General features: G+C 57.0%; 13 protein-coding genes. 10 read left to right on the top strand and 3 right to left on the bottom strand.

The annotated features are described in order from the left end of the window. Positions 1-4: 4 nt before the first annotated feature. The gene (locus ABSE61_RS34745) at positions 5-178 is read left to right on the top strand and encodes an ATP dependent DNA ligase (protein WP_423875704.1); all 174 of its coding nucleotides are present in this window, start codon (positions 5-7) and stop codon (positions 176-178) included. Positions 179-237: 59 nt separating this feature from the next. Here the strand turns inward: ABSE61_RS34745 and ABSE61_RS34740 are convergent, their stop codons facing one another. The 3 genes from ABSE61_RS34740 to ABSE61_RS34730 all read right to left on the bottom strand — a co-directional run bounded on the left by ABSE61_RS34740 (position 238) and on the right by ABSE61_RS34730 (position 2,945). Continuing rightward, positions 238-603: a response regulator transcription factor gene (locus ABSE61_RS34740; RefSeq protein WP_423875703.1), complete on the bottom strand. Its 366-nt coding sequence runs from the start codon at positions 601-603 to the stop codon at positions 238-240. Positions 604-703: 100 nt separating this feature from the next. Beyond that, the gene (locus ABSE61_RS34735) at positions 704-1,351 is read right to left on the bottom strand and encodes a response regulator transcription factor (protein ID WP_423875702.1); all 648 of its coding nucleotides are present in this window, start codon (positions 1,349-1,351) and stop codon (positions 704-706) included. Beyond that, positions 1,344-2,945 (bottom strand): PAS domain-containing sensor histidine kinase, encoded by a 1,602-nt coding sequence (locus tag ABSE61_RS34730; protein ID WP_423875701.1) that lies wholly within the window; start codon positions 2,943-2,945, stop codon positions 1,344-1,346. The genes ABSE61_RS34735 and ABSE61_RS34730 overlap by 8 nt, the downstream gene beginning before the upstream one ends. Positions 2,946-3,104: 159 nt before the next feature. Between ABSE61_RS34730 and ABSE61_RS34725 the strand changes: the two genes are divergently transcribed. The 9 genes from ABSE61_RS34725 to ABSE61_RS34685 form a co-directional block, all read left to right on the top strand. Further along, a complete protein-coding gene (locus ABSE61_RS34725; protein ID WP_423875700.1) occupies positions 3,105-4,283 on the top strand; it encodes a helix-turn-helix domain-containing protein in 1,179 nt (392 codons plus the stop codon). Positions 4,284-4,487: 204 nt separating this feature from the next. After that, complete coding sequence (locus ABSE61_RS34720; RefSeq protein ID WP_423875699.1) at positions 4,488-5,207, top strand: hypothetical protein; 720 nt, start codon at positions 4,488-4,490, stop codon at positions 5,205-5,207. A 38-nt stretch (positions 5,208-5,245) separates the two neighbouring features. Beyond that, positions 5,246-5,647, top strand: coding sequence for a nuclear transport factor 2 family protein (locus ABSE61_RS34715; protein ID WP_423875698.1), 402 nt, complete (start codon positions 5,246-5,248; stop codon positions 5,645-5,647). A 69-nt stretch (positions 5,648-5,716) separates the two neighbouring features. Next, on the top strand, positions 5,717-6,835 hold the full coding sequence (locus ABSE61_RS34710; protein ID WP_423875697.1) for an alkene reductase: 1,119 nt from the start codon (positions 5,717-5,719) through the stop codon (positions 6,833-6,835). Continuing rightward, positions 6,825-7,271: a hypothetical protein gene (locus ABSE61_RS34705; RefSeq protein WP_423875696.1), complete on the top strand. Its 447-nt coding sequence runs from the start codon at positions 6,825-6,827 to the stop codon at positions 7,269-7,271. The genes ABSE61_RS34710 and ABSE61_RS34705 overlap by 11 nt, the downstream gene beginning before the upstream one ends. Positions 7,272-7,450: 179 nt before the next feature. Continuing rightward, positions 7,451-8,158: an alpha/beta hydrolase gene (locus ABSE61_RS34700; RefSeq protein WP_423875695.1), complete on the top strand. Its 708-nt coding sequence runs from the start codon at positions 7,451-7,453 to the stop codon at positions 8,156-8,158. A gap of 116 nt (positions 8,159-8,274) precedes the next feature. Continuing rightward, positions 8,275-8,847 (top strand): carboxymuconolactone decarboxylase family protein, encoded by a 573-nt coding sequence (locus ABSE61_RS34695; protein WP_423875694.1) that lies wholly within the window; start codon positions 8,275-8,277, stop codon positions 8,845-8,847. 94 nt (positions 8,848-8,941) lie between these two features. Next, a complete protein-coding gene (locus ABSE61_RS34690; protein WP_423875693.1) occupies positions 8,942-9,709 on the top strand; it encodes an alpha/beta fold hydrolase in 768 nt (255 codons plus the stop codon). A 64-nt stretch (positions 9,710-9,773) separates the two neighbouring features. Then, on the top strand, positions 9,774-10,578 hold an 805-nt coding region (locus tag ABSE61_RS34685), incomplete at its 3' end, for an alkene reductase (protein ID WP_423875692.1).

Raw genomic sequence — 10,578 nt, 5'->3', positions numbered from 1 at the left:
CCAGATCAGAAAACAGCTTGATACCGTCGTAAGCCCGAAATCCAAGCTGACCAAGCCGATCAGGAAGCCGAAGGCCACGTGGGTCGAGCCGACATTTTTCGCGGATGTGGAGTATCGCGACATCACTTCCGAAGGTCTGCTGCGGCAGAGTTCATTCAAGGGCCTCAAGCGGAAATAGGTTCGCCGGCTCCCACGTCGGACGCCAAATTTAGTCGACGCTGAGGCTTCGTACCCCGTTTATTCCGGAATATCGCGAATGCTCAACGCTCGCTCAATGCATTCAACAATCGCGGAGCCACCGAAAGGCTTGTTCAGAAAGCAGATAGCCCCGCCTTCGAACGCTTTGGCGCGAGTCCTTTCATCAGGATAGGCCGTGATGAAAATCATCGGTATTTTCATCTGCTTCGCTGTCAGGGCTTGCTGAAGTTCAATTCCACTAAGTCCTGGCATCTGCACGTCTGCGACGATACAAGCCGTGTCGGATAAGCTGTTCGACTTCAGAAAGTCCTGACCAGACGCGAACGTATTTGCCGTCAGGTCCATCGACCTCACGATGTCAGCTACCGCTACGCGAACCGAAAAATCGTCATCAATAATTGACACGATAAGAGGCTGGGGCAAAGGCGCTCACTTGATGTATCGGAGTCCCACTGGCAAGGGCAGAGTTGACAGTGCCCCATGAGCGCTCTCGAGAGAACTATACTTAGGTTTGTGCGACCCAGATACGCTCACTGACTCCTAGTGCTTCCGACATCTTAACAAGGTCAGCGAATGATTTTGCGTGCATCTTGCGCATGATGCTGCCTCTATGAATCTTGACCGTGATTTCCGCGAGGCCCATCTTTTCCGCTACTTGCTTATTCAACAGGCCCGACGCGAGAAGCGACAATGCTTCTTTCTCTCGGCGGCTGAGGGTCGCGAAGCAAGTCCTGATATCCGACATCAATCGACGGATCTCGCGCTGTTTACGATCCCGTTCTATTGCGGTCCTGACGGAATCCAGCAAGTCTTGCTCTCGATAGGGTTTGGTCAAGAAATCGATCGCGCCTGATTTCATCGCGCGAACTGACATTGGGATATCGCCTCGCCCGGTCAAAAACACGATCTGCATTTCTATTCCGGCTTCAAGGAGGCTCGCCTGAAAGTCCAACCCGTTCGATCCCGGCATGCGGACGTCCAAAATCATGCAACGTGGCACGTCTGCGATGTCATGTTTTAGAAATTCGCCGGGGGAGCTAAAGCTCTCGACCTGGAAATCCAACGAGCGAAACAAACTGGTTAGGGAATTGCGGATAGACGAGTCGTCGTCCACAACATAGACCATAGACTGCAATGGATGCTTGTTAATCATCACGCCCTTCGGCTGTAACCCTACGGCTTATTGTAGCGCGGGGTGGGAGCGACTGGCTAATTCCGCCGGTCGGCTTTTTATGCTGCGACGGAAGCGCTATCCGGATAGTTGTGCCCGCTTTGCCGGTGGCTGTCACCGTTAGGCGTCCGTCATGAGCGTCGATAATAGACCGGCTAACCGAAAGGCCCATTCCGAGTCCTTTTGGCTTTGTAGTGAAGAAGGCGTCGAAGAGCTTTTCGAAATGTCTCGGCTCGATGCCGGCTCCGAAGTCCTGGATGTCAATATAGACCTCGTCGGCGAGGCCTATTCTGGAGCGGATGACAATCGTTTGCTCGTCGTTCGGCGCGTCACCCATGGCTTCGACGCCGTTCATAATCAAGTTGATGAAGACCTGCTGAAGTTGAACACGATCGCCGCCGATCGGTGGGAGTCCGGAAGCTAAATCCTGTGTTAACGTGGCACCGTGATTGTTCAACTCGCGGCTTATCAACTCAACCGATTCCGAAACAACAGAGTTGATGTCGAGCGTATCCATCTTGGTATCAGTCTTGTTCGCGAGAGCGCGAATTCGAGCGATGATGTCACTTGCCCGATTGCAATCATGTATGATTGCGGCCACCGAGGTGCGGACCTCGTCGAGCCGAGGTGGATCTTTGTCCAGCCACCTCAAACATGCAGTGCTGCTGCCGACTGCGCCTGCCAAAGGCTGGTTCACCTCGTGAGCGATTGATGCGGTCAACTCGCCGAGCGTCGTAACGCGCGTGACATGCGCGAGTTCGGCTTGAGCCTGCCGAAGAGCTTTTCTACTGTGCTCCGACCGGATCGCCGAGGTTACATCGGTGCCGCCGCCTCTGTATCCGAGAAAACGTCCCTGTGTGTCGTACCTCGGGATCCCGCTCACGGAGATGTAAGCCATCGTGTCGTCATTCAGCAGTACGCGGTACAGAAAATCACGAAACGTCTCGTGTGCCGTTAGCGTCGCGATATGGGCCTTCCACTTTTCCGGCTCCGATTCTACGTCAGCGGCTACCTCCCATCGCGTTAAACCGATTCTCGTCGGAGCCGCGATGGAGTCAAAAAACGGGCGATCATCAGGCATGTAGGTGAAGCGATGGTCTGGACCTGTTTCCCAATACCAATCCGATGTGGCCTCGTTGAATGCGCGAAAACGTTGTTCGCTGTCGCGAAGCGCCTCCTCGGCTCGCTTGCGGTCTTCGATGTCGGTATGGACTCCGTACCAGCGAATAATTCTGCCGGAGTTGGAAGAGAGCGGCTGAGCGGCAAATTGAAACCACCGGTATTCACCGCCTGCTCGCCTTAGACGGTGCTCGACGGTAAAAGGTCCTCCCGACGTTATGTTCGTTCGCCATTGCGAAGTTAGACCGGTCACATCGTCAGGATGAACTGAACCTGAACGATGTCCAACGAAGTCATTCAACGTCAGTCCGGTATAGTCGCGCCAGTTACGACTAACGAACTCAGGGGTGCCGTCGGGCAGATAGCAGGTCGCGATAGCAGGAATCGTGTCGAGTGCAGCCCAGAAATCGCTATCAAAGCTCGATGTGGTTGCGTCGGGCGGATTAGGTGCAGACATCGCAGCCCTCGCTCGAGAACGCGCGAGCCGTCATCAAATCACTCGATCGGACGGCTCACCCTTGAAGGGCAAAGATACAGGACCAAGCGTTCGCTGTATACGAGTTAGTCGTTGGTAAGGAACGCCAACTCAACACAGGGATCGAGCGCATACAATGGTATGTATCGTATCTATCCGGCAGAGAGCGTATGTTTGCGTTCCGTGGGCCTTTGCAAAATCATTGGCCAGAGAAGCCTTCGCAAGGCGTGGTCAGAATTGCTCACAAAATCCGGAAGCAAAGTCGCATCACAAAACAAAATCGGACAGGATTCACAAGTGATCGGCAAGACGGATAACACCGCCACTCAGTCACCTCTAGGCACTCAGCAGGGACATTCTTGCTTGTCGGGCGAGGCAGCAAATAAGGCAGGAAATAAGCCTTGCGGGAACCTTCTGCCCGTGGATGCTGCATCGATCGACACCATCATGAGTGGACGGTTCCGATTAGCCAAAGCTCCTACCTTAGCCGCCCCCTCGCTTTCGGATAACCCAATCGCATTTACCCGTCTGCGATGCGACGATGACGAGCATGGTCTGGCGGGACCGGTTCCTCCCGAGGGTTCTTTCGCATTTCAGGTGATGCTTAAACCCGTGCGGTCGTGGGAGTTACGGACAAATCGCGGTCATGGAACGCTACCGCCGTCGCAGGCGGGCGATACATATTTATTCGACCTGTCTGAGAATCCGCAGCTTCAACTGCACTCGTCATTCGACATGGTGCGGTTTTACATGCCGCGCTCTGCGTTGGACTCCCTGGCTTACGGACGTGGCCTGCGCCGGGTGGCCGGTCTGCGAGCGCCACCTTTCGGCGTAAACGATCCGATCATGCACGGAATGGCTCTTGCCATGGTGGCCAGCATGACAAACATCGACGCGGCGCAGCCGATTTTCGTCGAGTATATGGCGTTGGCGTTTCACGCCCATGCCGTACATGCCTTTGGCGGTGTGCCAGATCCCTGCCGCACGTATGGCGGTCTGTCGCCGTGGCAGATGAGGCGCGTCGTTGAGGCGGTTGAAGAAAATCCCGGCGCGAACCACACGATCAGCAAGCTCGCGACGGAGTGCAAATTATCAAGCAACTATTTCGCCCGCGCGTTCAAGGAGACAACCGGGTTGGCTCCTCATCAATGGCTCACGCGCAAGCGAATCGAACATGCCTGTAGATTGTTGGCGCAAACCAGTATGGAGCTGTCTGAAATTTCGCTGATCTGCGGCTTTGTCGATCAAAGCCATTTTTCTCGGGTATTTGCTCGCCAAGAGAAGCGCAGTCCCGGCAAATGGCGAAAGCTCGCGCACTGAGGTCTCAACTGGGCCTCGAAATCCCCCACTCTAAAAGCGAACATGGACTGGCGCGTGCAGGCACGTAGATGCCTGATACGAATTTAGCGATCTTGCATCGCTGCGGATGGAAAATGCCATTTTGGCAGGTTTCCTGCAATCACGTAACCGGCTGTTAGCCTATGAATTGGCTTCGCTCAGAGCGAGCTTTCAAGGAGGACACCGATGATCGACCTTTTGAAAATGGCGGTCGAAGCCCACGGCGGAATTGAACGCTGGAACGAATTCAGCACGCTTCGGACAGAGCTTTCGATCGGCGGCGCGATTTGGGAGCTCAAACGGCAACCTGGACTTCTGTCGGACAAAACTTTTGAGATCCAGACCAAAGAAGAGCGGCTCTCAATCACGCCCTTCTCATCGCCCGGCTTGCGCGCGGTGTTTGCTCCATCGCGCCAGACCTTGGAGACACCCGACGGCAACGTCGTGGAGAAACGTGACAATCCGGAAACCGCGTTTGCGGGTCAAGTTCGTGAGACACCCTGGGACAAATTCCACGTCGCGTTCTTCGCCAGCGAAGCGCTTTGGACCTACCTCACGCTGCCGTTCCTTTATACGTATCCGGGATTCGAATGCGAGGAGATCGATCCTTGGGAAGAAGACGGCGAGCAGTGGCGCCGGCTGAAGGTCACCTTTCCGGATCGCGTCGTCAGCCATAACAAAACGCAGATCACCCATTTCGGGCCCGACGGCCTGATGCGACGGCACGACTATACGGTCGACATTCTGGGCGGAGCTACGGGCGCAAACTATTCCACGAATTACAGAGACTTCCAGGGCATCAAAATGCCGACCACGCGGCGGATCTATGCCTACGACGAGTCGATGCACAAGATCCCCGAGCCGTTGTTGGTCGCGATCGATTTCAGAACGCTCACCTTTAGCTGAGCAGCCCAAAGCTCTCCAACCCGTAGCGGTGACAAAAAATGCTAAAGACAATCGAAGAAACAAACAAGGCGCTCGTCCTCGACGCATTCGACGCGCTCTTCAACAGGCGAGATTACAAAGCGGCTGAGCGTTTCTGGTCGCCGGATTACATCCAACACAGCGCTCATATCGCGCCGGGCCGAGATGGCCTCTTCAATTTGATCAAGAATACACCTGCGACGCTCCGATACGAACACGGAGCTATCGCAGCCGAAAAGGACATTGTGATCGTCCACGGCAGGTTTTCGGGCCATGGAAGGCCGCGCAGTTGGATTGCGGCCGATGTCGTGCGGATCGCCGACGGCATGCTCGCGGAGCACTGGGACGTCTTGCAGGACGAAGTAACTGCCGCCGAGTCGCAAAGCGGCCGGCCCATGTTCGGGCGAGAATTTCCTGCGTAGCCGCAGCGCGCGTTTAGGTCGACGAACAACGGCATTCGGTCAGCGATCATTTCTGGGAAGGTCAAGTTCATGTCAGTAGACATCCTATTCACACCCATCGTGCTCGGCGCTCTTAAGCTTCCGAACCGGATCGTTATGCCAGCACTGACCCGCATGAGGGCCGGCCCAGGTGGCGTTCCTACGGCATTGAATGCTGAATATTACGCGCAGCGGGCCTCCGCAGGATTGAATATCACCGAAGCAACCGCGATCAGCGTTCAGGGGCATGGCTATCCGAATATGCCGGGCATCCATAGCGCCGCACAGGTTGCGGGCTGGCACGCGGTCACGGATGCGGTTCACGAATGCGGCGGCCGCATCGTCCAGCAGATCGTGCATCATGGCCGCTGGTCGCACTCGTCGTACAATCCGGACGGCAGCCTGCCGGTGGCGCCCTCGGCAATCACGCCACCCGGCCACGCCTATACGGCACAGTCTGCTCAGGTCCCTTACGAAACGCCGCGCGCCCTGGAGACCTCCGAGCTTCCATTCATCGTTGCTACGTTTCGGCAGGCGGCACGCAATGCGATCGAGGCGGGTTTCGACGCGGTCGAAGTCCACGGAGCGAACGGCTTTCTCCTCGATCAATTCCTCCAGGACGGAAGCAACCACCGGACAGACGAATATGGCGGGTCGATCGAAAACAGGTCTCGACTGTTGCTTGAGGTGATGGACGGGATATCAAACGATATCGGTTCGGATCGACTTGCCGTCAGACTTTCACCGCATGGCAATCTTGGCGGTCTCAGCGACAGCGCCACCATTCCCCATTTCAACTACGTGATTACGGAGCTGAGCAAACGCAGGCTCGCCTACCTTCACCTGATTGAGCCGAGGGCATCGTCGGCCGGCATCGCGGATGATGCGAGCGTCGATAGCGCGGACAACGCAAGTCTCTTCCGCGGACTGTTTGCAGGGCCGGTCGTTACTGCAGGTGGCTATACAGCGCCAACCGGCGCCCAAACCATCTCATCAGGCCTGGCAGACGCTGTAGCCTTCGGCCGCATGTTCATCGCCAATCCGGACCTCGTTGAGCGAATCCGAAAATCGGCCCCTTTGAACGTGTTTGATCGCGCGACTTCCTATGGCGGCGGCGCCCGCGGCTACACCGACTACCCCCGGCTTATGGAGCTGGCCGATGCCGAATGATCACCAGCCGCACGCGACCCCATCCGTGAAGAATGATCTCACACCGGGACGCATTTGGTCCGAGATCATCAGGCGACCAACGCTGGATGAATTCTCAACCGCCTTCACTCCGGACGTGGCGCTCGGCGCCTCCGTGTTGCCCAGAACCGTTCGAGGTGCGCCCGACATTCGGGCGGTGTTCGATGAGACAAGAGGTATGTACGAAACGATCGCATTCAGCCGCGAGGAGAATAGCGCTTCTCGGACCTATCTTGAATGGGAAGGCGTGTTTAGGGGTCGTCTCGTCGCCGGTGCGACGATCCTGGCCAAAGATGCCGCCGGCTTGATCGAAGATGTCCGCCTGTATCACCGCCCGCTTTTCATGGTGAACGAATTTTCTACGGAATTGCTGCGCCGACTCGCCGGAAAGATGATGGCAGATGTCCTGCGAAGTTAATCCGTGTCCCACTCGCGAATCTGAATCCGACCACGGCCGGATGGAGATGCTTGCGTACGCCGCCTCGGCGGGAAACGGAGGGCAAATGAGTTAATTCGAAATTTCCAAGCTGACGCGTTCGGCGAAAGGCCGAGAACGCCGGTAGTTCAAAAATTCTTTCATCCAACAAGGAGAGTGTTATGTCGGAAAAGCCAACGATTGTTCTGGTCCATGGTTTCTGGGGTGGTGCGGCTCATTGGGCCAAAGTCATCCCAATACTTGTGCGGAAGGGCTACGATGTCCATGCCGTCGAAAATCCGCTGACCTCGCTTGCGGACGACGCCGAGCGTACCCGCAAAATGATTGCGGCCCAGAAGGGTCCGGTCCTGCTGGTAGGGCATTCCTACGGCGGTGCGGTAATCACCGAAGCGGGTAACCACGACAACGTAGTCGGTCTTGTGTATATCGCCGCATTCGCACCAGACGCCGGCGAAAGCGCGGGAAGCGTCGCGGCACGGCAACAGTCGGTCGCCGCCGCCAATTTGTCTGTCGACGACGATCAGTATCTCTGGATCAAGCAGGACAAATTCCATGAAAGCTTCTGCCAGGACCTGACTCCTGAAGAAGGTCTCGTAATGGGCGTAACCCAGAAGGCGCCGCTCCTCGGCACGTTTTCGAACAACGTGACCGTACCGGCGTGGAAATCGAAGCCGTCCTGGTACCAGATTTCGAGTGAAGATCGAATGCTCCCTCCGGAGATTCAGCAGTGGATGTCGGCGAGAATGAACCCGAAGAAAACTATTACGCTCAAGTCAAGCCACGCATCCCTGGCTTCGAAGCCGAACGAAGTTGCGGCATTGATTGACGAGGCCGCCATCGCGACGTCCAAGGCACGGCTCGTCGCCTAGATGATCGAGTCGTAGCACGTAAGCGACGATCGAAACATTGGTCTTGCGGGGCCGAACTAACCGCCGCGCAAGATAAATGTCCAGACGGTCCGGTGCCCAACGAGGAGTGAACTGTCATGCGATTCCAGCCAATCCATCCATCCGCACTCCGCCCGGATCAGAAGGAGCTTTATGACGATATGCATGCCGGCATCGCGACCGGTTTCAATTCATTCAGGACGTCGCTTGACGACGGCTCAATGATTGGTCCCTGGAACGCATCGCTGCATCATCCCGAGATCGGCAAGGCCTTCTGGCAACTAACCAAGGCCATAAATTCACTTGGAACCGTTCCCGCCAACGTCAAGGAGGTCGCAATCCTTGTTGTCGGCGGCTTCCACAAGGCGAGTTATGAGATCTATGCGCATGTCGCGGTCACCGAACATATGGGCATGCCGGCGGCACGGATATCCGCACTTGTCGCGAACGTAAGGCCGAACGATCTCACCGCCGAGGAAGGGATTGCATTTGACGTCGCCTATTGGCTCTGCAGGGGCGGGCCGTTGCCGGAAGTAACCTGGCAACTCGCCCTCAGAGCGTTCGGTAAAGTCAGTGCGGCTCAGCTCGTCTACCTGATCGGCCTCTATGCCTTCGTTTCCACGGCGCTCAATGGATTTGACGTGCCGTCGCCAGAGCAGGCGTCGCCGTGAGCCGGCACGGCCACAACATCATTTTACTCCGTTCACGTTCCTCAACTGTACGACCCACTCATCCAAGTCTCATACCCCCGAAAGGACTTTACTCATGAACAAGCTCATCAAAATGTTCCTTGCCGCCACCGCTCTGACCGCGGCTGCTGACCTCGTTTCGAGTAAGGCGCAGCCCGTCGGCACGACCAAGAACATCGTGCTGGTGCACGGCGCATTCGCTGACGGTTCCGGCTGGAAGCCGGTCGCGGAGATCCTTCGCAAGCGCGGATACAACGTCAGCATCGTGCAGCCGCCGGAAACTTCGCTGGAAGAAGACGTCGCCGCGACCAACCGAGTTCTTGATGGGCTCGACGGTCCGGCCGTACTGGTCGGCCACAGCTATGGCGGTATGATTATCAGTGAGGCTGGCAACAACCAGCACGTGGATAGCCTTGTCTATATCGCTGCTCTGGCGCCCGACGTCGGCGAGAGTGCCGGTCAGTTGCTATCGAGCAAGCCGGCTGCGACCAATTTCATCGTCCCGTCGAAGGACGGCTTTCTGACGATCCTGCCGGCTCATTTCCAGGATGCCTTCGCCGCCGATCTTCCCAAGGCCGACGCCGAATTCATGGCGGCATCGCAAGTCGCGACATCGGGCAAGGCGCTATCCACCGCCGCCATCTCTCCAGCATGGAAGACCAAGCCGAGCTTTGCCGTGGTGGCGAAGAACGACCGGTCGATCAATCCGGACCTCGAACGCTCGATGTATGCGCGTGCGCATTCGACGACGACGGAAATCACAGCGAGCCATGCGGTCTACATCTCGCAGCCCGCAGCCGTCGCCAAAGTAATCGAACAGGCTGCGGCTGCCGCTGGCAAGTGAGCATGACCCGTCTGGGGCCGGCATCCTGCCGGTCTCGCAAAAGTCCCTAAACTGGAGATGACTCATGTCCAAGCTCTACTCAAGCGTCCGGATCGGCGCCGCGCATCTCGACCAGCGGATCGTTCAGGCACCGTTGAGCCGACTTCGTTCCGATCAGCCTGGCGACGTACCGAGTCCTATGATGGTCAAATATTACGGTCAACGCGCTTACAAGGGCGCGCTGCAGATCGCCGAGGCCACCACCGTCTCGGTGCAAGGGCGTGGCTATCTGGGGGCTCCCGGCATCTATAGCGGTGCCCAGGTCGCCGGCTGGCGTAAGGTTACGGACCTGGTGCACTCGAAGGGCGGCATCATCTTCCTGCAACTATGGCATGTCGGCCGACAGGGCCACGTCTCGATGACTGGCGGTGTGGCACCTCTCGCGCCCTCGGTGGTGCCGGTAGAGGACCTTGTGTTTACCGATCAAGGCTGGGTCAAAGCGTCGCCCAGCCGTGCGCTGGAAATATTTGAGATAGGGGAGATCATCGAACAATTTCGTGACGGAGCACTCCGCGCCAAGCAGGCAGGTTTCGACGGTGTGGAGATCCACGGCGCGAACGGTTATCTGATCGATCAATTCCTGCAAGACGGCTCAAACCGCCGGACAGATATCTACGGCGGCTCCATCGAAAACAGAACACGTCTGTTGCTGCAAGTAACTGAAGCTGTTGCATCTGTCTGGGGCGGCGGCCATGTTGGAGTTCGCTTGGGCCCTAGCGGCACCTACGGCTCGATGTCGGACAGCAACCCGGACGAGCTCTTCGGTTATGCGGCCGAGCAACTGAACCACTTTGGTCTGGCCTATATGCACTTGATTGAACCGCGCATCA

It is taken from the genome of Bradyrhizobium sp. (assembly GCF_049519115.1).
Taxonomy (GTDB): domain Bacteria; phylum Pseudomonadota; class Alphaproteobacteria; order Rhizobiales; family Xanthobacteraceae; genus Bradyrhizobium.
This window is presented reverse-complemented; position numbering and strand designations above follow the sequence as displayed.